We start from the raw sequence: 22,865 nt of genomic DNA, 5'->3' as shown, positions 1-22,865 counted from the left end.
TTCATGAAATGATTTCTTTGATGCGTATATGCGGCATATCTTTCAAAGCTTTGACTTGCCCGTTCTGCTGTTCGCGAACCATTGGCCTTGTCGGGTGATTGGTATCCGTGAAGACGACCTCTGCGATCTCCCCAGAAGATAATCTGACATGCGTATTTTGCTGGGCATCCACAAATGCCTGGACAAAATGCTGGGTCATTGCTGGATCGAAACGCTTGAATTGTTCTTCCAGGATGATTTCGACCGCTTCATACGGCGATACGGCAGCTTGATAAGGACGATCGGAAATCAGCGCGTGATATGTATCGCATATGGACAGGAGACTGGCAAATGGATGTATCTTCTCCTTCGGCAATCGCAGCGGATAACCAGCTCCGTCTGCCCGTTCATGATGCTGGAGGATGGCAAGCTTCGCTTTGGCAGAAAGGATGGACGCCTGCTCAACCATGCGATAAGACAAAGTTGGATGCTGTTGTACATCGATTGTATCCATGTCATTAAGACGATGTTTCTGGGTATGGTACGGCTGTTTTAGTTTGGACATACCGCAATCAGCCAGGAATGCAGCCAGGCCGATTTGCTTGATGTCAGCTTCAGGGAAATTCGCTCTTTGCAAAACCGTCGCCACAAGAACAGCTGTGCCTGCCGCGTGCTCTGGCAGGTAGTCAGACTGCTTCCTGTATGCAGGCAGATTGAAAACATTGCCTTCCCATTCGCTGATCTGCTCCAAGACAGGAAGAATTTGCTGTCGATGCAGCGGTACATCTAGAGTACTGCTGTACTTCCATATATTGATGTGCTTTTGATAGCCTTTAACCGCTTTTTCATAGGAAGCAAGGAAATGTACTTTTGTTATCGTATGTGGATTGCTTACAATAGGCTTATTCTCAGGATTAAACGCATTGCCATCAGACAAGTGACTGGCAACCGTCACTTCCTTCACGAGCAGCTTTTGCAAATAGAAAATATCCTTATCAGTCAGTATTTTCTTACTTTTTATGAGTGGCGTGCCGCTTTTGCCCATTACATCGGCTGTTACGATACAGCCAGCGACGAGCTGGTTGGCTGAGACAATCATATTCCGCATCCTTTCATCCAAAAAGTTATGTAAAAAAAGCATTCCCACCACTATGGGAGCGGGAATGCTTTCTATCAAACTTGTTCCGGATCGTCTGTCTCTGTTTCCACTGGTTCTTCCAGCATCTCATCAGAAACAGCTTCGATTTCTTCCTCTTGTTCCTTATCAATCCGGGCAACAGTTGCTACTGCTTCATTTTCCTGAATACGAATCAGGATGACACCTTGTGTATTCCGACCGGTGATAGAAATACTGGAAACAGGCAACCGAATCAACACACCGGAAACGGTGATGATCATAATATCTTCTTCACCAGTAACTGGTTTAGCTGCAACTATCTGACCAGTTTTATCTGTGATTTTAGATGTTAGGATCCCTTTACCGCCTCGATTCGTAATGCGATATTCCGATTCAGGCGTCCGTTTTCCGAAGCCCTTTTCGGTAACATTGAGGATATCCACGCCTTCATCGATGATATCCATCGATACAACGGAATCATCATCCCCACGCAAGGTTATCCCTTTGACACCGGCAGCTGTACGGCCCATTGGTCGAATTTGCTCCTCTGGGAAGCGGATCAGATAACCATTCTTCGTCGCGATCATGATATGTTTATGACCATCTGTCATCCGAACGGAAATCAACTCGTCATCCTCACGCAAGTTCAATGCGATAAGACCGCCCTTACGGATATTGGCGAATTGAGAAAGCGTCGTCCGCTTGGATATACCCTGTTTTGTGGTGAACACCAAGAACCAATCGTCAGCAAATTCCTTCACTGGAATCAAAGCATTGATCCATTCGCCTTTTTCGATTTCCAGCATATTGATGATCGGAATTCCTTTTGCCGTGCGACTGAATTCAGGTACTTCATACCCTTTGGCACGATAAACTTTCCCTTTGTTCGTGAAGAACAGAATCGTATCATGCGTGCTGGTGGAGATCAGATGCTCAACGAAGTCATCTTCATTCGTCCCCATGCCTTGGATACCTCGGCCGCCGCGTCCTTGACTTCGGTAAGTGGAGGAAGGCAAACGCTTGATGTATCCTTGGTGCGTCAATGTAATGACGACATTTTCTTCCGGGATGAGTGCCTCATCCTCAATGAAGTCGGTACCGCCGATAACGATTTCGGTACGGCGTTCATCACCGAAGCGTTCTTTGATTTCAGTCAATTCCTCACGAATGATTTCAAGTACTTTTTCTTCATCGGCAAGAATGGCTTTTAGCTCGGCAATAAGCTTAACCAGCTCTTGATACTCATCTTCGATTTTGTCGCGCTCCAAGCCAGTCAAGCGCTGCAGTCGCATATCAAGAATTGCTTGTGCTTGCTTATCAGAAAGCTCGAATCGTTCCATCAAAGCCTCACGGGCAATATCCGTTGTTTGAGAACCACGTATCAGGCTGATGATCTCATCCAGGTTATCAAGTGCAATTCGCAATCCTTCCAGGATATGCGCCCTGGCTTCCGCTTTGCGTAATTCGAATTCCGTCCTGCGACGGATGACGACTTGCTGGTGGTCCAAATAATGTTTCAATGTCTGTTTCAAGTTGAGGATCTGCGGTTTATCATCCACAAGGGCAAGAATATTGATCCCGAAAGATGTCTGCAGAGCTGTATGCTTGTACAAATTATTCAGGATGACATTCGGGTTCGCATCCCGGCGGACTTCAATCACGACACGCATACCGTTACGGTCGGATTCATCCCGCAAATCCGTAATTCCCTCGATACGCTTATCACGGACAAGCTCGGCAATCTTCTCGACAAGCCGTGCTTTGTTCACTTGATAAGGAAGTTCCTTCACGAGGATGGTTGACTTGCCGTTATCATGCTCGATGATTTCTGTCTTTGCACGGATCGTAATCGATCCGCGGCCTGTTTCATAAGCCTTGCGGATACCACTTCGGCCCAATATCTGCGCTGCAGTAGGGAAGTCCGGTCCGAAGATATAATCATCCATCAATTCCTCGATTGTGATATCCGGATTTTTACTAAGGGCCAAAACCGCGTCAATTGTTTCGTTCAGGTTATGCGGCGGAATATTTGTCGCCATACCGACTGCGATACCGGAAGCGCCATTTACGAGCAGGTTCGGGAAACGGGCTGGCAATACAAGCGGCTGCTTCTCGGAGCCGTCATAGTTATCGCCATAGTCGATTGTATCCTTGTTGATATCGCGCAACAGTTCCATGGAAATCTTGGACATCCGTGCTTCTGTATATCGCATTGCTGCCGCTGAGTCGCCGTCCACAGAACCGAAGTTCCCGTGGCCGTCCACGAGCATATAGCGATAACTGAAATCCTGTGCCATACGAACCATCGCTTCATACACAGCGGAATCTCCGTGCGGGTGGTACTTACCGATTACTTCCCCGACGATACGGGCCGATTTCTTATATGCCTTATCAGCATGCATCCCCAGATCATGCAATGCATAAAGGATTCTACGATGAACCGGCTTCAAGCCGTCTCGCGCATCTGGCAAGGCACGCGCTACGATAACGCTCATTGCATAGTCAAGGAAGGACGTACGCATTTCCTGACTTATATCTCTTTCTTGCACACTTGGACGTAATTCATCCGCCATGCGAAAACCTCCTGTCAAATTGCCGGAACGACTCTATTGGTCAAATATCTAAATTCTGCACGTTCTGTGCATTTTCTTGTATGAAATTCCGTCTCGGTTCGACTTTGTCACCCATCAGGACATCAAAAATTTGGTCTGCATCGATCGCATCAGCCAAACTTACTTGAAGCAATGTCCGATTCTCAGGATCCATCGTCGTTTCCCAAAGCTGTGCTGCGTTCATCTCCCCAAGACCTTTATAACGCTGGAGGCCTGGTTTTGGTACTTTAGGAATCTCACTCATCACACGCTCTAGTTCCCGATCATTATAAGCGTAATAAGCTGATTTCCCTTGCTGTACTTTGTAGAGTGGTGGCTGCGCAATGTAAACAAAGCCATTCTCGATCAACGGACGCATGTAACGATAGAAGAACGTCAGCAGCAATGTCCGGATATGGGCACCGTCAACATCCGCATCCGTCATGATGACCAGCTTATGATAGCGTGCCTTGGAAATGTCGAAGTCCTCTCCGATCCCCGTTCCAAGTGCTGTGATCATGGCACGGATTTCGTTATTGGCCAAAATCTTGTCCAATCTCGCTTTTTCCACGTTGATGATCTTTCCGCGTAAAGGCAAGATGGCTTGGAAATGCCGGTCTCGTCCCTGTTTCGCTGAACCACCGGCAGAGTCTCCCTCTACGACGTACAATTCACTGATGGAAGCGTCCTTGGAAGAACAGTCAGCCAGTTTACCCGGCAAGCTGCTCACTTCCAGCGCACCTTTACGCCGTGTCAGTTCACGCGCACGTTTAGCCGCGATCCGGGCCCGGGATGCCATCAGCCCTTTTTCAACGACGATCCGGGCTGTATCTGGATTCTCGAATAAGAATTTGGAAAATAGCTCTGTAAAGGCAGCATCCGTTACTTGACGGGCTTCGCTGTTACCGAGTTTTGTTTTCGTCTGCCCTTCGAACTGCGGATCCGGATGCTTGATGGATATGATAGCAGTCAAACCTTCCCGTACATCATCCCCGGAGAGGTTCGGATCGTTTTCTTTGAACATATTGTTCTTGCGGGCATAATCGTTGATCACACGTGTCAGGCCGGATTTGAAACCAGCTTCATGCGTTCCGCCTTCATACGTGTGGATATTATTTGCAAAAGAGTAGATACTGCTTGTGTACCCGTCATTGTATTGCAAAGCGATTTCTACAGTGATTTCCGAGTCTGTATTCTCTGCATAAAATGGTTCGTGCAATACTTCTTTGGAACGATTGAGATGCTCCACATAAGAACGGATACCGCCTTCGTAATGGAAGGTGATAGTCTCTGATTCCTCATCACGCTTATCTTCAAGACTGATTGCAAGCCCTTTGTTCAGGAAGGCAAGCTCTCGGATACGGACTAGCAAAGTCTCTTTGTTATATGCAGTCGTTTCCGTGAAAATCTCCGGATCCGGCTTGAAATGTGTAATCGTACCTGTTCTGTCGGATTCACCAGTAACTTTGAGATCTCCTTGCGGGACGCCTCGCTCAAAGCTCTGTTCGTGGATCTTGCCATCACGGTGGACTGTCACATCGAGATTTGTGGACAAGGCGTTCACGACTGACGCACCTACTCCATGCAAACCACCGGATACCTTATAGCCCCCGCCGCCGAACTTACCGCCGGCGTGCAGGACGGTCATAATGACCTCCACAGCCGGTCGGCCGGTCTTCTCATGGGTACCTACCGGGATACCGCGTCCATTATCTTCCACAGTGATGCTGTTATCTTCTTCGATGATCACTTTGATATGGTCACAATACCCTGCAAGTGCCTCATCGATACTATTATCTACAATCTCCCATACAAGGTGGTGCAAACCGCGTTCACTTGTAGACCCGATATACATCCCAGGACGTTTACGAACCGCTTCCAGTCCTTCGAGTACTTGTATCTGATCTGCATCATACAACTGTTCTTCAGGCATTTTATCTTCCATTGCCATTTCAATCACCTGCATTTCTTTATAGGTTATCTTCTTCTATCATTCTCGGAACCGATGTATCTGCCCTTTTCTTCAATGTTTGCACTGATAACGGACTGGAATAGATCAGATCAGTGGTGACAATGATAGATTTAGCCGATGCATCTTCCGCTTCATCGTTTTCTGCCAGATTGGGATCGACTGTTTTAGCCGCCTGTCCATATTCCAGGATAGCCACGACATCTTCAGCCCTGACGATATTATTCCAACCGATCGAAATGAACATCAGACTCCTCCTGATTCACTCACAAGCTTTCCTGATTTTATCGTGAACAGTTCTGCCTGTTTCAATGTTTCATGCTGTATCCCTGATACATTCGTCGTCGAGACAAAAGTCTGGACTTTTCCTTGTATCGTCTCGAGCAGGTGGGACTGTCTGTTGTCATCGAGTTCACTCAAGACATCATCCAGCAAAAGAATCGGATAATCTCCGACTTCACTGTAGATCAACTCGATTTCGGCAAGCTTTAGCGACAATGCCGTCGTACGTTGCTGCCCTTGTGAACCAAAGGCCTGAACATCTTTCCCATTCACGTAAAAAGACAGGTCATCGCGATGGGGGCCTGCTAGTGTTGTCCCTCTTTCCACTTCACGCGTCCGTAATTCTGAGAATTTCTCCTCATAAGCTATTCTCAGCTTTTCCTTATCGGATTCTTCTGATACGTGCAGATTGGAAAGATATTCTATATCAAGCGTCTCCAGTCCCGTCGTGATCCCCTTATGGATGGGCTGTGCCCATTTGCGGAGCAATCCGAGGAAGAGGAAACGTTTCTCTAAAATGATGGCAGCATGCTCAATCAGCTGCTCCGTCAGCACATCAAGCATGGTCGGATCAGCTTGGCGCCGCTGGAGAAGCTTCAGCAAATGATTCCGCTGCTTCAATACTTTTTGATATTGTCCAAGATGATGGATGTAGACTGGCTGAATCTGGCCGATCTCCATATCAATAAAACGCCTGCGAATCTGCGGACTGCCTTTCACCAAGTTCAGATCCTCAGGAGCGAACATGACGACATTGAGCGCCCCGATATAATCACTTAGGCGTTTTTGTTCCAGATGATTCAGTTTTGCTTTCTTCCCCTTGGACGATAAAACGATTTCGAGCGGAAATCGCTGTTTTCGCTTCAGGATGTTCCCTTCTATTTTAGCATAATCTTGGTCCCATTGGATAAGTTCTTTATCTTTGGGTGTCCGATGCGATTTGGAAAAGGCAAGCACATAGATGGCCTCCATCAAATTTGTCTTGCCCTGTGCATTTTCCCCGATGATCACGTTCACTTTATCGTCGAATTGCAGCTGCAGCTTATCGTAATTCCGATAATGCGTAAGCGTTAGCTCTTGGATATGCATGCTCAGGTCCTTTCTGTATCCGGCAAGCTAGCTATGCCTTTTTGACAACGAATGCCTCTGATGTCGCCGGCAGCTCGACACGATCATCTGGATAAAGCTTTCTGCCGCGTCTGTTTTCTACCTCGCCATTTACCAGCACCGGGTGATCAGCCAGATACAGTTTGACCATTCCGCCGCTTTCGACAGCATTCACTAACTTCAGGAATTTCCCAAGCTGGATATATTCCGTGTTGATTAGAATTTCTTCGTTCATTTCCGCTCTCCTTACTTTATGTTGCCTTCTTATTAGTTTACTAAAGTATCCACAACTTTGAAAGTTAAATTCATTATGCCCAACAGGTCAAGCCTTCATGTTACACACAGAAAAAAGCACCGCCGTCAGGCAGTGCCTTTATCCACATGTGCATAACTCAGTATGTCCGAACAGGCGTGATCAACTGCATCAAGTCTTCATCGTCTGTAGGACGGATAAGGAATGGACGCATGGCACCTGTGAATTCTATTTTCACTTGTTCGCTTTCGATGACCTTCAGTGCATCCATCATATATTTCGCACTGAAACTGATGCGCAACTCTTCACCCGAGATTTCCTGCACAGTCACTTCTTCCACAACTCTTCCAACTTCAGGGGAGTTCGAACTGATTTCCAGCTGACCGGAATCCTGGGTTATTAGTTTCACGACATTATTTCTGTTTTCCTTTGCCAAAAGGGACGCCCGGTCGATGGAACGAAGCAATTCCTTCGTGTCGATTCGGAGCGAGGTCTTGCTTTCAGTTGGAATTAAACGGGATGTATCCGGATAGTTTCCTTCCAGCAAACGAGATAGGAAATATAAATGCTTCGTACGGAACAAGATTTGGTTGTTGGTGATCCGAATTTCGACAGGATCCTGATTTTCATCCAGGATTTTGTTCAATTCCGTTAAACTTTTTCCTGGAATGACAACATTTTGGAATCCTAATGCAGCTTCATTTGTCGAAACGGGGATCTGACGGGATGCCAAACGATGGCTGTCTGTCGCAACAAAATGCAGTTGGTCATCCTGAACACGAACATTTACTCCAGTTAAGAGCGGTCGCGTTTCTTGCGTCGAAACAGCAAATACCGTTTCTTTGATGACATTTTTCAGTAAATCAGCCGGAAGTTCAAAGCTGTCTTCACTATGAAGCTTTGGCAGCTGTGGATATTCATCGGCATCCTGCCCGTTTAATTTGAATTCAGCACTACCGGAACGAATGGTTACATTCAATTGTGTATCAGATTCGATTTCCACTGCATTCATCGGTACTTTACGGACGATTTCAGGAAAATATTTGGCTTGCAATACGATACTTCCTGGTTCGATCTGTTCTACATAAACAATGCCGTCTTCTTCTTTTGGTATGAACGATTCGATGGAAATATCCGAATCACTTCCTGTCAGCGTAATTCCATCTTCTTTTGCTTCAATCTTCATTCCTGTCAAAATCGGAATTGCTGTTCTGGATGAGATTGCTTTGACAACATCCTGAATACTTGCTAAGAGCCGATCACGTTGTATGACAAATTTCATGATAATTGCGTTCCTCCTATGGGGGTTCTTCTTATTAATTATTATTTATAAAAATACAGTAGCAGTAATAGGGCTTGTGATTATGTGGATAAGTATGAAAAAGCCCAGTTATGACAACAAAAATACCCTGTGGATAATTTGTGAATAAAAAAAGCATTTATGCACGATTATCAACAGGGTCCGATCGTCAGAAAGATTTGAGTCTCTCTTTTATCTCATCGATATCACGCTGCAATTCTTCATCCTGACTTAGCAGTTTGGAGATTTTCTCATGTGCGTGGATAACGGTTGTATGGTCTCTGCCGCCGAATTCCTCACCAATTTTCGGTAAGGAAAAATCAGTCAGTTCCCTGGAGAGGAACATGGCGATTTGACGAGGGAAAGCAATTGCCTTCGTTCGTTTCTTCGCACTGAATTCTTCCAAGCGGACATTGTAGCGCTCACCGACTTGTTCCTGGATCGCATGAATGGTAATCACTTTCGGCTTTGAGCTTGGAATGATATTTTTGAGTGCATCTGCTGCTAGGGAAGCGTCAATATCCGAGTTGATAAGAGATGAATAAGCAACAACACGTATAAGGGCACCTTCCAGCTCTCGGATATTGGTATCTATTTGATTGGCAATGTACAGCATGACCTCGTTCGGTATATCCAAACCTTCCGCCTTGGCTTTTTTACGGAGGATGGCTATCCGTGTTTCCAGATCCGGAGGAGTGATATCGGTGATCAAACCCCATTCAAAACGGGAACGCAGACGATCTTCCAGTGTCGGAATTTCCTTGGGCGGGCGGTCACTGGATATGATGATTTGCTTATTTTCTTCGTGCAGCGCATTGAATGTATGGAAGAATTCCTCCTGCGTTTGTTCTTTTCCGGCTAGGAATTGAATATCATCAATGAGCAGGACGTCGATATTACGGTATTTTGCCCGAAATTCCGCTGTTTTGTTATCCCTGATAGCATTGATGAATTCGTTGGTGAACTTTTCGGAAGATAAGTAAACTACCTTTGCATTTGGATTGTGATCCGATACATAATGGCCGATTCCATGCATCAGGTGTGTTTTGCCAAGCCCAACGCCTCCATAGATAAATAATGGGTTATATGCTTTGGCAGGTGCTTCTGCAACAGCTAGGGAAGCAGCATGCGCAAACCTGTTACCCGAGCCGATCACGAATGTATCAAACGTGTACTTGCTATTCAGCATGCTTTTTGGTGATTCCGTGAGCGTATCATGCGCAGCGGATTTCGGAGGCTTCGGCTGGCGGATGACTTCTTCTTCTTGCTGAAATTCCGGAATGATGAACTTTGTCTGCAGCCGATTGCCGGTTACTTCGTAGAGTGTATCCCCGATCAAGGAGGAGTAGCTGCTCTCCAGCCAATCCCTGGCAAATTCGTTGGGTGCTTTGATTATTAATGTATCTTCTTCGAGTGCAAAGGCTTGGGTATTTTTCAGCCAAGTATCGAAGCTCGGCTTACTGATACGCTTTTCGATTGCTTGTAAGGTTTTTTTCCATAAATCTTGAATGTTGTCCAACAGGCATCCCCCTTTCTGTAAAAATGAAAGAAGCAGTCACTTTCAATCAAGAAACTGCATCATGATAGGTATTAAAAGGCCTTTTCGGAACATGCGAAAAAAATGTAAGCATGCAAAAAGGCCGTGCACATAATTATATGGATGTGGATAATGAATCCGCATAATATAGGTGATGAAGCGACTTTTTCAGTTGTCCACTCATCTGTTGATAACTGCATCTACAAGTCTGTGAATAGATGTCCACAGTTTATCCACAATCTGTGGATAATGGATTTTTGCAGTAGGTTTATCCAATTAGTAAAACACAGATATGATAACAGAATAATCCTAGTCTTGCAATGCTCAATCGACACTTATCCACAAATACGGGCGATTGTAGACAAAAAATATCCACAGCATGCGATTATGTGTGTAAGTTGTCGAAAACTTGTGTGGAAAAAGTTATGCACAGGTTTACTAGATTAACATGGGGTGTGGATAAAAGGAAGATACTATATAGAAAAATGATAGGTTGACATGTCTGCTCATTTTTACGTATAATGTTCAAGACTGTCTATGACCTTTCGCTATATTTTTATATATCCTCGAGGGAGGTGTTTTATATATGAAACGTACATTCCAACCTAATAACCGTAAAAGAAAAAAAGTACACGGCTTCCGTGAGCGTATGAGCACGAAAAACGGACGTAAAGTTCTAGCTCGTCGTCGTCGTAAAGGAAGAAAAGTATTGTCTGCATAAGGCCACTTACGTATGTAGTGGTCTTTTTGACTTTATATACTGATCTGTGGAACAGACGCAGCTTAATAGCTGTGCTTTTACAAAGTGTGGAGAAGGAGAATAAACTACAAGCTTAAATGCCGCGTTTATTCTCCTTCTTTCAAATTGAACACTATTCTCGCAAATAGGCATGCTCGAGGGGACCCTCCATGAAGAAAGAATATCGAATCAAAAAGAATGAAGCTTTTCAGGAAGTGTTCCAGAAGGGGAGCTCTTTTGCTAACCGTCAGCTCGTTCTATATTATAAGAAGCAGGAAACAGCGGATGCACATTTTCGCATCGGTTTGTCCGTCAGCAAGAAACTTGGAAACGCTGTAATGCGGAATAAGATAAAGCGCTATTTGAGACAAGCCTTCCATGAACTGGATGAGCAGGTGGTCAGAGGATATGATTTTATCGTCATCGCCAGGCAGCCGGCTAAGGACATGGCATATCAGGAACTGAAAAAGAGCTTGATCCACGTGCTTTGGAAATCACATCTGCTGAAACAGCCAAGTAGAAAAAATAAAGAGAAGCAATAGGGAAAGTCTTATGCAAGGAAGTTAAGGAGGAAACATGGTGCGTAAAAAAGGTCTATTAGTATTGGCACTCGTGCTGCTCGTCGCTGCCTTGGCAGGTTGTGCGCCGAACACCGATCCAATCACTTCTGAAAGTACCGGGTTCTGGAATGAATACTTCATTTACCCGCTATCTTGGCTGATCACGTATTTCTCTAACTTGACTGGAGAAAACTTCGGTCTTGGGATCATCATCGTAACAGTGATCATCCGTTTGATTTTGCTGCCATTGAACATCAAGCAGCTGAGAAGTTCGAAAGCAATGCAGGAAATTCAGCCAGAACTAAAAGCATTACAGCAAAAATACAGCTCAAAAGATGCAAATACGCAGCAAAAGCTGCAGCAGGAAACAATGCAGCTCTTCCAGCGTCACGGTGTAAACCCGCTGGCAGGATGTCTGCCGATCATCGTGCAGATGCCGATCTTGCTTGCATTCTATCAGGCGATCAGTCGTACGGAAGCCATCAAGGAACATAATTTCCTTTGGGTACAGCTTGGGAATCCGGATCCATACTTCATCCTGCCGCTCGTAGCAGGTTTGGCAACATTCCTGCAGCAAAAGCTGATGATGGCAGGAAACCAGACAATGGCTGCGAATCCGCAAATGACAATGATGCTGTACATCATGCCAGTCATGATCACTGTATTCGCACTATTCTTGCCATCAGCTTTGGCATTGTACTGGGTAGTCGGAAACGTCTTCATGGTGGCGCAGACATTGCTCATCAATAAGCCGATGATGGCGAAGAACAAAGCACAAGCAGACAGTAAGAAATAATGAAGCAGCTGACTGCTCGTGGTAAAACCGTAGAAGATGCGATTCAATCGGCATTACAGCAGTTGCGCGTTTCTAAGGAAAAAGTCGAAGTAGCTGTCATTGATGAAGGAAGCAAAGGTTTCCTCAATCTGTTCGGTGCCAAACCGGCAGTTGTCAGAGTGTCAGTAAAGCAGGCAGATATTGTACAAGCAGCTAAGGAATATTTGGAAAGTGTCATCCATCATTTGCATCCCGGTGCAAAGGTGGAGATCACATCCCGTAAAAAAAAGCATGTGGTGTTTGCGATTAGCGGAGATAATCTCGGCATGTTGATTGGAAAAAGAGGACAGACGTTAAATGCGCTGGAAGTGCTTGTCGAACAATTCTTTCATCAGCAAAAAGCATATCACTTTACCGTTACCGTCGATGCGGAAGGATATCGGTCAAAAAGACGGGAAACGCTTGAAATGCTAGCTGTCCAAGCAGCCAGCAAGGCATTGGCGCTGCATAAAGCGATTCCTCTGGATCCAATGCCGGCTAGCGAACGGAAAATCGTTCATGCAGCAGTTCAGAAACAAAAGGGTGTTGAAACGGATTCGAAAGGCAAGGAACCGAATCGTTATATCGTCATCCAACCAGTAAAGGAAAAGTCTTGGCAATGACGCCAGGGCTTTTTTTGTGCCTTCTATTCACATGTGGATAACTACACCTCTAGCAGCAGGTGCTATTTTTTCATGTGGATATCTTTCTTTTTGATTGCCAGCGTGCTATTCTTATAAGTTAGTGAGTACAAACTTAATCATAGCGATATGCTGTGGATAAATAGATAGAAAGAGCTAGAAAGAGGTGAAGCAGATGCAAAATGATACAATAGCAGCGATATCGACTCCCGTCGGGGAAGGTGCTATTGCCATTGTCCGGCTAAGTGGTGCGGAAGCAGTTGCCATTGCAGCCAAGCTATTTGATGGAAAGAAGCTGACTGACGTGCCAAGTCACACGATGCATTACGGAAAGCTGATTGATCCAGCAACTGGCGAAGTTGCAGAGGAAGTGATGGTATCGGTTATGAAGGCGCCGAAAACATTCACACGTGAAGATGTTGTCGAAATCAACTGTCACGGCGGTCTCGTTTCTGTCAATCGCGTACTGGAGCTTGCGTTGCAGGAAGGTGCACGGCTGGCGGAGCCGGGTGAATTCACCAAGCGGGCATTCCTTAACGGCCGGATTGATTTATCACAGGCAGAGGCTGTTATGGATCTTATTCGTGCAAAGACTGATCGAGCGATGAATGTTGCCCTTAAGCAGATGGATGGCAGACTATCCCGTCTGATCCAAAAGCTCCGTCAGGAATTATTGGAAACGGTAGCGCATGTTGAGGTGAATATCGATTATCCAGAGTATGATGATGTGGAAGAGATGTCCCACAATATGATGATCGAGAAAACGCAATATGTGTATGAAGAGATCGAAAAACTGCTGGAGATGGCCAAGCAAGGAAAGATATTGCGAGAAGGTTTGGCTACAGCCATCATCGGACGCCCGAACGTCGGAAAATCATCCTTGATGAACGCGCTTGTGCATGAGAATAAGGCGATTGTTACGGAAATAGCAGGTACGACACGGGATGTCATTGAAGAATACGTCAATGTACGCGGCGTACCATTGAAGTTAGTTGATACAGCCGGGATCCGTGAAACAGAGGATATCGTGGAACGAATCGGTGTGGAGCGTTCCCGTCAGGTTTTGAAGCAAAGTGACCTTATTTTGCTTGTATTGAACTATGGAGAAGCCTTGTCTGACGAGGATCGGCAATTATTTGAAGCTGTTGCGGGTCTTGATGTCATCGTCATTGTCAACAAAACGGATCTTTCCCAGCAAATTGATTTGGAAGAAGTCCGGAAGCTTGCGGGTGATCGTCCAGTGATCACGACAGCATTGATCGAAGAAAAAGGAATCGACGAATTGGAGCTTGCCATCAAAGATACCTTCTTTGCAGGGGAAATCGATGGCGGCGATTTAAGTTATATATCAAATGTACGGCATATCCAGCTTTTGAAGCAGGCACTATCATCGCTTCGGGAAGCGATGAATGGCATCGAAATGCAAATGCCAATGGATATCGTCCAGATAGATGTGACAAGAACGTGGGAATTGCTCGGTGAAATCATCGGAGATACCGTGCATGAAAGCTTAATTGATCAACTGTTTTCACAGTTTTGCTTAGGAAAATAAAAAGGAGAGATTAAACATGACATACGATGCTGGGCATTATGATGTCATTGTCATAGGTGCAGGACATGCCGGCTGTGAAGCAGGCGTGGCGGCAGCAAAAATGGGTGCCAATACGCTAATGCTGTCCATGAACCTTGACATGACAGGATTCATGCCATGTAATCCATCTGTCGGCGGCCCTGCAAAAGGTGTCGTGGTGCGCGAAATCGATGCACTCGGCGGTGTGATGGGGAAAGTAATCGATAAAACGTATATCCAAATGCGCATGCTCAACACAGGAAAAGGTCCTGCCGTTCGTGCATTGCGAGCTCAAGCGGATAAACCGCTATATATTACAGAAATGAAAAAAACATTGGAAAGCCAAGAAAACCTGACAATGCGTCAAGGTATGGTAGACCGTTTAATCATTGAAGATGGCGTCTGCAAAGGTGTCATCACAGAAACGAAAGCGGCATACTACGCTAAAACTGTCGTCATTACGACGGGGACGTTCATGCGCGGACGTGTCATCATCGGGGACATTTCCTACGAAAGCGGTCCGAACAACCAGCGTGCATCTGTGACATTGTCAGAGCATCTTGAAGAACTTGGTTTGGAAATGGTCCGATTCAAAACGGGTACACCGCCGCGTGTGAACAGCCGTTCCATCGACTATTCCAAAACGGAGATTCAGCCGGGCGATGAAGAACCGCTTGCGTTCTCTTATGAAACAACTGAATTCATTACGGATCAGATCCCTTGCTGGCTGACGTACACGAATGAATTCACACACAATATCATCAATGAAAACCTAGGGCTGTCTGCCATGTATTCCGGTATGATCAAAGGAACAGGACCACGCTACTGTCCATCCATCGAGGATAAAGTTGTCCGTTTCAATGACAAACCGCGCCACCAGATCTTCTTGGAACCTGAAGGACGCAACACGGAGGAAGTATATGTCCAAGGACTGTCGACTTCTTTGCCGGAATATGTCCAAAAAGAAATGCTGCAAACAATTCCTGGTTTGGAAAAAGCGGAAATCATGCGCGCCGGCTATGCCATCGAGTATGATGCAATGGTTCCGACCCAGCTATGGCCGACTTTGGAAACGAAAAAGATCCCTGGTCTTTTTACAGCAGGTCAAATCAATGGAACATCGGGCTATGAAGAAGCATCCGGCCAAGGAATCATGGCTGGAATCAACGCCGCGGCCAAAGCACTTGGCAAAGATCCGGTTATTCTGGACCGTTCCCAAGCTTACATCGGTGTCATGATCGATGATTTGGTAACCAAAGGAACAAATGAACCTTATCGTTTGCTGACATCACGTGCGGAATACCGTTTATTGCTTCGTCATGATAATGCGGATATGCGTCTGACCGAGATCGGATATGAAATCGGGATGATCAGTGAAGAACGTTACGCTCGCTTCCAGGAGAAAAAACGTCTGATCCAAGAGGAGCGGAAACGGTTGGAAGGAATCATCATTAAGACAGAACCGCATGTGTTGGAGATGATGGATGAAGTCGGATCTGTCATGAAAGAAGCACAGCGCGCATCTGATCTATTGAAACGTCCTGAAATCAAATACAGCTTGATCGAAAAAATCGTTCCTGCAGACAAAGACCTTCCTGCCGATGTAAAAGAACAAGTTGAAATCCAGACAAAGTATGAAGGGTATATCACGAAATCCATGCAGCAAGTAGAGCGTATGAAACGCATGGAAGATAAGAAGATACCGGATACTATCAATTATGATGATGTCAGTGGTATTGCAACGGAAGCCCGTGAAAAATTGAAGAAAGTACGTCCGCTGTCTGTCGGCCAGGCTTCCCGGATTTCAGGGGTAAACCCTGCTGATGTTTCCATCCTGCTTGTATATATCGAACAAGGTGGTCACGTGAAAGCAGCGAATCAATAATCTGTCGAAAAGAGGTACAGAATGAACCAAGCAGATTTTCTACAACAATTGGATCAGCAAGGTATCATGTTGTCGGAAAAGCAACAAAAACAGCTGGAGGATTATTTCCATCTGTTGGTCGAATGGAATGAAAAGATGAATTTGACAGCTATCACAGACAAGGAAGAAGTGTATTTAAAGCACTTCTATGACTCAATTTCCGCTGCTTTCTTCTACAATTTCAAAGGGGATGAAAGTATCTGTGATGTCGGAGCGGGAGCAGGATTTCCATCCATTCCGCTAAAGATCGTCTTTCCGGAACTGAAGGTGACCATTGTCGACTCGCTGAAAAAAAGAATCACCTTTCTTAATGAGCTTGCATCGAAGCTTGGCTTGTCCGATGTCGCTTTTTATCATGACCGAGCAGAGAATTTCGGGAAAAATGACGCTTTTCGCGAATCATTCGATTTGGTCACGGCAAGGGCTGTAGCACGTATGTCCGTCCTGTCAGAGCTTTGTCTGCCGCTTTGCCGGACGAAAGGTCATTTTATCGCCATGAAAGGACCTAGCCTGGAAACCGAACTACGTGAAGCGGAACCGGCGATTGAGGTACTGGGGGGCGAATTGGTGGAGAGCTACACATTCGATCTGCCGGAAGAAGGCGGCGAGCGAAATATCGCCATCATTGCCAAACGCCGCAAGACACCGAAGAAATACCCGCGTAAAGCAGGGGTTCCCAATCGTGAGCCAATTGTTTAAACAACAGAAAATTAGTGGATGAAGTGCCACACAAGCTTACCATTCTCACCCAATCTATGATAAAATAGTAGATAAGGAACTGGCTCGGCTTATGTTAAGCGCAGCAGCTTCTACAGTAGAACTGCTGCGCCTTTTTATACATGTTTCACGTGAAACATTTACTATTCCTTATGTACCTGCTTGCTAGATTAGGATTGTAAAAAAAGGTGGTGTCTGAGGATGTTACACCCATTCAGCCGCATATTTGGGCTAGGTGATAAATCGGATTCAGCAGAAACGGAAAACGATGCGCATCAGGACGAAGTAGTAAACCTTCGGGTTCAGGATATTGTCCCGAACCAATACCAACCAAGGACCGTTTTCCAAGAAGAAAAAATCAAAGAACTGGCTCAGACGATCCGTACGCATGGCATCATCCAGCCAATTGTTGTCCGGAAAAATACGGAAGGCAGCTATGAATTGATTGCAGGTGAGCGTCGTTGGCGTGCAGTCCAGTCTTTGGAATGGGAAACAGTGCCTGCCATCATTCGGGACATGTCGGATACAGAGACTGCTTCTGTAGCACTGATAGAAAATCTGCAGCGGGAAGAGCTGACGGTCATCGAAGAAGCACTCGCATACGAGCGCTTGTTGGAGCTGCACTCTTTGACTCAGGAAGCATTGGCGCAGCGTCTAGGCAAAAGTCAATCTACCATCGCCAATAAGATGCGATTATTAAAGCTGCCGGAATCTGTACAGCAAGCTTTATTGGAAAAGAAAATTACAGAGCGGCATGCTCGTGCGCTGATTGTGTTAAAAGATGCAGAAAAACAAGAATTGATTTTGCAGGAAATCATCGATAAAGAATTGAATGTAAAAGAAACAGAGGCACGCATCGCCCGTATCATGAATGCTCAACCGAAAAAGAAACGTCCCAAGCTAAAGGGTGTCAACAAGGATATGCGTATTGCCATGAACACGATTCGCCAATCATTGTCCATGGTTTCCGACACAGGCATCAACTTAGAAACAGAAGAAGAAGATTTGGATGATTATTACCAAATCACAATTAAAATACCGAAAAAGTCATAAATAAACTCCTGTAGTATCCCCATCTTTCAACAAGATGGGATTTTTATATAGGAAAAGGGTGCTAACTTTTCGAAATCTTGAATTTATCCGTCGGTCTCTCTGAAAAAATGATAGAATAAATGTATTGAGTTTGAGGTAGGTGACACCATGGGCAAAGTAATCGCAATCGCAAATCAAAAGGGCGGGGTAGGAAAGACAACCTCCAGCGTCAATTTGAGTGCTTGCCTGGCTTTTTTAGGAAATAAAGTGTTGCTTGTAGACATTGACCCGCAAGGAAATGCTACAAGCGGTGTTGGTGTGAACAAAGCAGATGTCGAAAATTGTGTATACAACGTCCTAGTCGAGGATATGGAGGCCGAAAAAGTCCTTGTATCAACTGCAGTTGATAATTTGGACGTCATACCGGCCACTATTCAGCTTGCAGGGGCCGAGATCGAGCTGGTACCGACGATCTCAAGAGAAGTCCGTCTAAAGAAGGCGATTGATAGTGTGAAAGACAATTATGATTACGTCATCATTGATTGTCCACCTTCCTTAGGATTGCTGACTTTGAATTCGCTGACAGCGGCAGATACTGTCCTCATCCCGGTACAATGTGAATATTATGCACTAGAAGGATTGAGTCAGCTATTAAATACCATTCGCCTTGTCCAGAAACATTTGAACAAGCATTTGATGATTGAAGGCGTATTATTGACAATGCTGGATGCTCGTACAAATCTAGGTATCCAAGTCATTGAAGAAGTGAAGAAATATTTCCAGGATAAGGTGTATCAGTCAATCATTCCAAGAAATGTGCGGCTGGGAGAAGCACCGAGTTATGGTCAGCCGATCATTATTTATGATCCGAAGTCGCGTGGTGCAGAAGTTTATTTAGACTTAGCAAAGGAAGTGATGGCGCATGGCCAAAGGGTTGGGGAAAGGTCTTAATGCTTTCTTTCCGGAATTGGAAATGAAGGAAGAAGATCAGATTCAGGAAATTGCAATCAAAGAATGCCGAGCGAATCCATATCAACCGCGTAAAGTCTTCTCTGCTGATGCCATTGAGGAATTGAAGCAATCCATCCAGGAATATGGTATCCTGCAGCCACTCATTGTCCGTAAAAGCATCAAGGGTTACGAGATAGTAGCAGGAGAAAGAAGATTCCGTGCCGCAAAAGCTGCGGGTCTGAAAAAAGTGCCTGTCATCGTCAAAACACTGGATGATGAGAAGATGATGGAACTTGCTTTGTTAGAAAACTTGCAAAGGGAAGACCTCACGCCGATCGAAGAAGCACAGGCTTATTCCAATCTGATGAAAGAATTGGATATTACACAAGAAATCCTATCCAGACGGTTAGGGAAGAGCCGGTCGCACATAGCGAATCTCATTCGTCTTTTGACCCTCCCGACTGAAATAAGCGACCTTATCAACCAGGGTGAACTTTCCATGGGTCATGGACGTGCCTTGTTAGGATTGAAAGATAAAAAGAAACTACAACCGCTAGTAGAAAAAATCCAGAATGAGTCACTGAATGTCCGTCAGGTGGAGCAGCTCATCATCAAAATGAACAAAAATCTGCCGGAACCGGAAAAGAAGAAACCTGTAAAGGATATTTTTCTTGTCCAGACTGAGTCACAGTTGCGGAACCAATTTGGAACGGACGTAACCATTCACCGCGGCAAACGAAAAGGGAAGATTGAAATTCAGTTCTTCTCCGACGAGGATTTAGAACGCATCTTAAATGTGTTAAATAAATAAAGCCAATAGGAGCTCGTGCTTCTTTTGGCTTTTTTTGTTTGTTTCACGTGAAACATATCAATTTTCGGCGGCAGTTGTGTCGGGCGATAAAAGGGGTACTTGTTTACGATCTATAGCAAGTAAAAGTGCACTGATCTTGTATGCAAGCTGCATGACAAGGTGCAAACGCGTATTTTGCAGTACAAAATATTCCATTTCCCCACTGGCATTAACGATACCGGTTATTTGGGCATCACCTACGGCAGGAAGGTTCTTTTTCAATGCAGCCCCTGGTCGCAGAGGTGTAGGAGACGCAATGATGGAACCTATGGAAGTTGTTCTGCCCAAGCAAGCGTCAATGGCTATTATATAAGCATTTGGATGCTTCTCCGTAATCATTTGCAGACGTTCCACCAGATTAACGGCATGGACGGGAGATTCTAGTGTTCCATAGACTTGGAGCCTATTCAATGGCTTTTCTGTCAGGAATGAACCAATGATCGGTCCCAATGCATCTCCAGTCGAACGATCCGTACCGATGCAAAGAACAACAATCTCCCGGTCATCAGGAATCCATGAGCTGATTGTTTCATAAGCTTTACTCATAAGAAGGGGATCTTGGTAGTCACAGCGGAACTCCTTTTTTTTCGTAAATATTCTCTTCAGGCTCATAGCTTATCCTCCATACACATATTGGTAATAGTATATAGCTTTTCTACTTTTTCTATACGTGTTCATATGAAATTGGAGGGACTGTGATGTGGGCTGCTGGGATGAAATGGATGTTTTTGATATTGGCGACATTAATAGGAGCTGGATATGCGTCAGGAAGAGAGATCTGGCAATTTTTTGGCTATGAAAGTGGACTGGCTATCGTCATTTTCACTGTATTATTTTCAATATGCAGCTATGTTATCCTGCATATCAGTTTTACCGAGAAGAGTGCGCATTACTTTCCAGTGTTGGAGAGGCTTGTTGGCAAAAGATTGGCGGCTCTCTATGATGTGCTGATCGTTTTTTATTTGTTTACCGTGACAGTTGTCATGATTGCTGCTGGAGGTGCCACTGGCATGATGTATCATATTCCCAATTGGCTCGGCATCCTCTTCATCTCGCTTATGATTGTCCTGATCTTCATCTCGAATGTTGAAGGCGTCGTTTCGATGAATAGTTATATCCTTCCTATTTTAGTAGGCGGTCTTGTCATCGTACTTTTAGTCTATACAAGACATGAACAGATTGATTTGTTTCTAGATTGGCGGAAACAAGCGAATTGGCAGGCTGCATTTCCATTCACTGCATTGAATATCCTTCCCGTCGTTGCTGTCATTGGAGCAATCGGCAAACAAATGAAAGGGAAGGGGGAGTTATGGATTGCCAGTATCGGCAGCGGACTCATCATTGGTGCACTGACGTATTTGTACAATAATGACCTTATGCATATAAGTCATGCAATCCCAAACTATGATATCCCGCTATTCTACATTCTGAAGAATTATCCCTCTATCGTTTTAATTGGAATCAGTATCGTATTATGGCTCGCCATCTATACGTCGGCTGTTTCCGGTGTGCTGGGCATCGTTTCAAGATTCCAAACAAAGTGGAAGGGGCCGCTCTGGCTGCAAGCTGCTGTTCTTATTACGCTTATGCTGCCACTGACACAGCTGGGCTTTACAGACTTGATAGCTTTGATGTACCCGCTTTTTGGCTTTGCTAATCTCTATATTCTTTCGGCAATCCTCGTATATCCATTACTAAATCGTTACAAAATGAAATAGAAATTTGATACTATATAAAGAAAACAAACGGACGAGGGGATTCGGAAATCATGAATGTAGAGGAGCAGTGGACCGGTATTTACGATTATTTGACGAGCGCGGAGCTTTGGACCACAATTGGTGTGGCAGTCTTGAAAATTGTCATGATCATTATATTGTCCATGGTTGTTGTGCGTGTAGCTAATAACATTGTGGAGAGAACTTTCAATAATTCTTTTAGGGAAAAGGCAAAAATAAAATCCCCGATAGTGTCTGAGCGACGAGAGAATACATTGAAAAAACTGATTCAAAATATAATTACGTATGTAGTATATTTCATAGCAGTTGTAATGGTTTTATCTCAGCTTGGATTGAATATTGGAGCATTGATTGCAAGTGCAGGTGTGGCCGGTTTAGCAATCGGTTTCGGTGCCCAGAACTTAGTCAAGGATGTTATCAGCGGTTTCTTCATCATTTTCGAGAACCAATTTTCTGTAGGTGATAATATCCAGACTGCCGGCGTCAGGGGAGATGTAGAAGAAATTGGCTTGCGGACATGTAAGATTCGGAACTGGACAGGCGAATTGCATATCATCCCGAATGGAAACATCACACAAGTGACCAACTTCTCCGTGCATAATAGTTTAGGGGTGTTGGATATCAACGTTCCCTATGAGGCTGATTTGCAAGTGGCTGAAGAAGTCATCATGCAGGTGTTATTGGAGATGCCAGCTGAATACCCTGAAATTCAATCAACTCCTCAGTTGTTGGGAGTGGAGACGTTATCCACTTCGCATATTGTTTTGCGTGCTATCATCGAAACATTGCCAATGGAACATTTTGGTGTGGCGAGGGAAGCAAGGAACCGCATTAAAACAAAACTGCTGGAACGCAATATCAGTATTCCAGCTCCTAGGTTGGTCATGTATAATAAACAAGAAGCAGAAGAACTCATGCAGGAAAGTGCCATAAGGGGGAGTGCTCGTGAGTGACAAAGTCTATCAGCTCAATGATGTGGTGCAAATGAAAAAGGCCCATCCATGTGGTGAAAATCGCTGGAAAATCATCCGGTTGGGAATGGATATCCGGATTAAATGTGAAGGCTGTGGTCATAGCGTGCTCATTCCTCGAAAAAAATTCGAGACAAAAATGAAAAAAGTGTTAGAGCACGCAGAAGAACCGACAAATTAATAGGAATTGTTTCACGTGAAACAGAGAAGCCTGGCTGATGTTGT

22 protein-coding genes are annotated in these 22,865 nt (G+C 44.9%); 13 read left to right on the top strand and 9 right to left on the bottom strand.

The genetic code is table 11. The features are described from left to right. Nucleotide 1: 1 nt before the first annotated feature. From BLQ53_RS05960 to dnaA, 8 genes are all read right to left on the bottom strand, one after another. On the bottom strand, nt 2-1,078 hold the full coding sequence (locus BLQ53_RS05960) for an HD-GYP domain-containing protein (RefSeq protein WP_170829591.1): 1,077 nt from the start codon (nt 1,076-1,078) through the stop codon (nt 2-4). 74 nt (nt 1,079-1,152) lie between these two features. Beyond that, nucleotides 1,153-3,669, bottom strand: a complete 2,517-nt coding sequence (gyrA, locus tag BLQ53_RS05955) for a DNA gyrase subunit A (RefSeq protein WP_093726350.1) — start codon at nt 3,667-3,669, stop codon at nt 1,153-1,155. A 40-nt stretch (nt 3,670-3,709) separates the two neighbouring features. Beyond that, nucleotides 3,710-5,638 carry a DNA topoisomerase (ATP-hydrolyzing) subunit B gene (gyrB, locus tag BLQ53_RS05950; RefSeq protein ID WP_093726349.1) on the bottom strand — a complete coding sequence of 643 codons (1,929 nt, stop codon included), beginning with the start codon at nt 5,636-5,638 and terminating at the stop codon, nt 3,710-3,712. 19 nt (nt 5,639-5,657) lie between these two features. After that, entirely contained in the window at nt 5,658-5,903 is a 246-nt protein-coding gene (gene remB / locus BLQ53_RS05945; RefSeq protein ID WP_093726348.1) for an extracellular matrix regulator RemB, read from the bottom strand. Beyond that, nucleotides 5,903-7,027 carry a DNA replication/repair protein RecF gene (gene recF / locus BLQ53_RS05940; RefSeq protein ID WP_093726347.1) on the bottom strand — a complete coding sequence of 375 codons (1,125 nt, stop codon included), beginning with the start codon at nt 7,025-7,027 and terminating at the stop codon, nt 5,903-5,905. Before recF ends, remB begins: the two co-directional genes overlap by 1 nt. Nucleotides 7,028-7,058: 31 nt before the next feature. Further along, nucleotides 7,059-7,280, bottom strand: a complete 222-nt coding sequence (gene yaaA, locus BLQ53_RS05935) for a S4 domain-containing protein YaaA (RefSeq protein ID WP_093726346.1) — start codon at nt 7,278-7,280, stop codon at nt 7,059-7,061. A 157-nt stretch (nt 7,281-7,437) separates the two neighbouring features. Beyond that, complete coding sequence (dnaN, locus tag BLQ53_RS05930; protein WP_093726345.1) at nt 7,438-8,580, bottom strand: DNA polymerase III subunit beta; 1,143 nt, start codon at nt 8,578-8,580, stop codon at nt 7,438-7,440. Nucleotides 8,581-8,767: 187 nt separating this feature from the next. After that, nucleotides 8,768-10,117 (bottom strand): chromosomal replication initiator protein DnaA, encoded by a 1,350-nt coding sequence (dnaA, locus tag BLQ53_RS05925; RefSeq protein ID WP_093726344.1) that lies wholly within the window; start codon nt 10,115-10,117, stop codon nt 8,768-8,770. A gap of 604 nt (nt 10,118-10,721) precedes the next feature. On the opposite strand from dnaA, the gene rpmH reads away from it, so the two are divergent. The 10 genes from rpmH (at nt 10,722) to BLQ53_RS05875 (ending at nt 19,894) form a co-directional block, all read left to right on the top strand. Then, entirely contained in the window at nt 10,722-10,856 is a 135-nt protein-coding gene (rpmH, locus tag BLQ53_RS05920) for a 50S ribosomal protein L34 (protein WP_093726343.1), read from the top strand. Between the two features lie 188 nt (nt 10,857-11,044). Continuing rightward, the gene (rnpA, locus tag BLQ53_RS05915) at nt 11,045-11,416 is read left to right on the top strand and encodes a ribonuclease P protein component (RefSeq protein WP_093726342.1); all 372 of its coding nucleotides are present in this window, start codon (nt 11,045-11,047) and stop codon (nt 11,414-11,416) included. A 37-nt stretch (nt 11,417-11,453) separates the two neighbouring features. Beyond that, nucleotides 11,454-12,230: a YidC family membrane integrase SpoIIIJ gene (gene spoIIIJ, locus BLQ53_RS05910; protein ID WP_093726417.1), complete on the top strand. Its 777-nt coding sequence runs from the start codon at nt 11,454-11,456 to the stop codon at nt 12,228-12,230. Then, nucleotides 12,230-12,871 carry an RNA-binding cell elongation regulator Jag/EloR gene (gene jag / locus BLQ53_RS05905; protein ID WP_093726341.1) on the top strand — a complete coding sequence of 214 codons (642 nt, stop codon included), beginning with the start codon at nt 12,230-12,232 and terminating at the stop codon, nt 12,869-12,871. The genes spoIIIJ and jag overlap by 1 nt, the downstream gene beginning before the upstream one ends. Before the next feature lie 193 nt (nt 12,872-13,064). Continuing rightward, entirely contained in the window at nt 13,065-14,441 is a 1,377-nt protein-coding gene (gene mnmE / locus BLQ53_RS05900; RefSeq protein WP_093726340.1) for a tRNA uridine-5-carboxymethylaminomethyl(34) synthesis GTPase MnmE, read from the top strand. A 16-nt stretch (nt 14,442-14,457) separates the two neighbouring features. Next, nucleotides 14,458-16,344: a tRNA uridine-5-carboxymethylaminomethyl(34) synthesis enzyme MnmG gene (gene mnmG / locus BLQ53_RS05895; protein ID WP_093726339.1), complete on the top strand. Its 1,887-nt coding sequence runs from the start codon at nt 14,458-14,460 to the stop codon at nt 16,342-16,344. Between the two features lie 21 nt (nt 16,345-16,365). Beyond that, nucleotides 16,366-17,082 (top strand): 16S rRNA (guanine(527)-N(7))-methyltransferase RsmG, encoded by a 717-nt coding sequence (rsmG, locus tag BLQ53_RS05890; protein WP_093726338.1) that lies wholly within the window; start codon nt 16,366-16,368, stop codon nt 17,080-17,082. A 219-nt stretch (nt 17,083-17,301) separates the two neighbouring features. Further along, nucleotides 17,302-18,153, top strand: a complete 852-nt coding sequence (gene noc / locus BLQ53_RS05885; RefSeq protein WP_093726337.1) for a nucleoid occlusion protein — start codon at nt 17,302-17,304, stop codon at nt 18,151-18,153. A gap of 147 nt (nt 18,154-18,300) precedes the next feature. Beyond that, entirely contained in the window at nt 18,301-19,083 is a 783-nt protein-coding gene (locus BLQ53_RS05880; RefSeq protein WP_038562607.1) for a ParA family protein, read from the top strand. Continuing rightward, nucleotides 19,055-19,894, top strand: a complete 840-nt coding sequence (locus tag BLQ53_RS05875) for a ParB/RepB/Spo0J family partition protein (RefSeq protein WP_093726336.1) — start codon at nt 19,055-19,057, stop codon at nt 19,892-19,894. The genes BLQ53_RS05880 and BLQ53_RS05875 overlap by 29 nt, the downstream gene beginning before the upstream one ends. Nucleotides 19,895-19,951: 57 nt before the next feature. Here the strand turns inward: BLQ53_RS05875 and yyaC are convergent, their stop codons facing one another. Continuing rightward, on the bottom strand, nt 19,952-20,545 hold the full coding sequence (gene yyaC / locus BLQ53_RS05870; protein ID WP_093726335.1) for a spore protease YyaC: 594 nt from the start codon (nt 20,543-20,545) through the stop codon (nt 19,952-19,954). Between the two features lie 86 nt (nt 20,546-20,631). On the opposite strand from yyaC, the gene BLQ53_RS05865 reads away from it, so the two are divergent. Genes BLQ53_RS05865 through BLQ53_RS05855 form a run of 3 tightly spaced genes read left to right on the top strand, consistent with a single transcriptional unit; the run spans nt 20,632 to nt 22,821 of the window. Beyond that, the gene (locus BLQ53_RS05865) at nt 20,632-21,651 is read left to right on the top strand and encodes a YkvI family membrane protein (protein WP_093726334.1); all 1,020 of its coding nucleotides are present in this window, start codon (nt 20,632-20,634) and stop codon (nt 21,649-21,651) included. A 50-nt stretch (nt 21,652-21,701) separates the two neighbouring features. Continuing rightward, nucleotides 21,702-22,622 (top strand): mechanosensitive ion channel family protein, encoded by a 921-nt coding sequence (locus tag BLQ53_RS05860; protein WP_093726333.1) that lies wholly within the window; start codon nt 21,702-21,704, stop codon nt 22,620-22,622. Beyond that, nucleotides 22,615-22,821 (top strand): DUF951 domain-containing protein, encoded by a 207-nt coding sequence (locus BLQ53_RS05855; RefSeq protein ID WP_093726332.1) that lies wholly within the window; start codon nt 22,615-22,617, stop codon nt 22,819-22,821. The genes BLQ53_RS05860 and BLQ53_RS05855 overlap by 8 nt, the downstream gene beginning before the upstream one ends. The last annotated feature ends 44 nt before the right edge of the window (nt 22,822-22,865 follow it).

The sequence above is a fragment of the Terribacillus halophilus genome, assembly GCF_900101385.1.
In the GTDB taxonomy this organism is placed as follows: Bacteria; Bacillota; Bacilli; order Bacillales; family Amphibacillaceae; genus Terribacillus; species Terribacillus halophilus.
The sequence above is the reverse complement of the archived record's forward strand: the minus strand, read 5'-3'. Positions and strand labels throughout refer to the sequence as shown.

Coding starts and splice junctions, on each gene's coding strand:
- BLQ53_RS05865 (WP_093726334.1), top strand. CDS start 20,632: ATGTGGGCTGCTGGGATGAAATGGATGTTTTTGATATTGGCGACATTA.
- yyaC (WP_093726335.1), bottom strand. CDS start 20,545: ATGAGCCTGAAGAGAATATTTACGAAAAAAAAGGAGTTCCGCTGTGAC.
- remB (WP_093726348.1), bottom strand. CDS start 5,903: ATGTTCATTTCGATCGGTTGGAATAATATCGTCAGGGCTGAAGATGTC.
- jag (WP_093726341.1), top strand. CDS start 12,230: ATGAAGCAGCTGACTGCTCGTGGTAAAACCGTAGAAGATGCGATTCAA.
- BLQ53_RS05880 (WP_038562607.1), top strand. CDS start 18,301: ATGGGCAAAGTAATCGCAATCGCAAATCAAAAGGGCGGGGTAGGAAAG.
- recF (WP_093726347.1), bottom strand. CDS start 7,027: ATGCATATCCAAGAGCTAACGCTTACGCATTATCGGAATTACGATAAG.
- dnaN (WP_093726345.1), bottom strand. CDS start 8,580: ATGAAATTTGTCATACAACGTGATCGGCTCTTAGCAAGTATTCAGGAT.
- rpmH (WP_093726343.1), top strand. CDS start 10,722: ATGAAACGTACATTCCAACCTAATAACCGTAAAAGAAAAAAAGTACAC.
- mnmE (WP_093726340.1), top strand. CDS start 13,065: ATGCAAAATGATACAATAGCAGCGATATCGACTCCCGTCGGGGAAGGT.
- gyrA (WP_093726350.1), bottom strand. CDS start 3,669: ATGGCGGATGAATTACGTCCAAGTGTGCAAGAAAGAGATATAAGTCAG.
- rsmG (WP_093726338.1), top strand. CDS start 16,366: ATGAACCAAGCAGATTTTCTACAACAATTGGATCAGCAAGGTATCATG.
- yaaA (WP_093726346.1), bottom strand. CDS start 7,280: ATGAACGAAGAAATTCTAATCAACACGGAATATATCCAGCTTGGGAAA.
- gyrB (WP_093726349.1), bottom strand. CDS start 5,638: ATGGCAATGGAAGATAAAATGCCTGAAGAACAGTTGTATGATGCAGAT.
- BLQ53_RS05860 (WP_093726333.1), top strand. CDS start 21,702: ATGAATGTAGAGGAGCAGTGGACCGGTATTTACGATTATTTGACGAGC.
- noc (WP_093726337.1), top strand. CDS start 17,302: ATGTTACACCCATTCAGCCGCATATTTGGGCTAGGTGATAAATCGGAT.
- rnpA (WP_093726342.1), top strand. CDS start 11,045: ATGAAGAAAGAATATCGAATCAAAAAGAATGAAGCTTTTCAGGAAGTG.
- mnmG (WP_093726339.1), top strand. CDS start 14,458: ATGACATACGATGCTGGGCATTATGATGTCATTGTCATAGGTGCAGGA.
- BLQ53_RS05960 (WP_170829591.1), bottom strand. CDS start 1,078: ATGATTGTCTCAGCCAACCAGCTCGTCGCTGGCTGTATCGTAACAGCC.
- BLQ53_RS05875 (WP_093726336.1), top strand. CDS start 19,055: ATGGCCAAAGGGTTGGGGAAAGGTCTTAATGCTTTCTTTCCGGAATTG.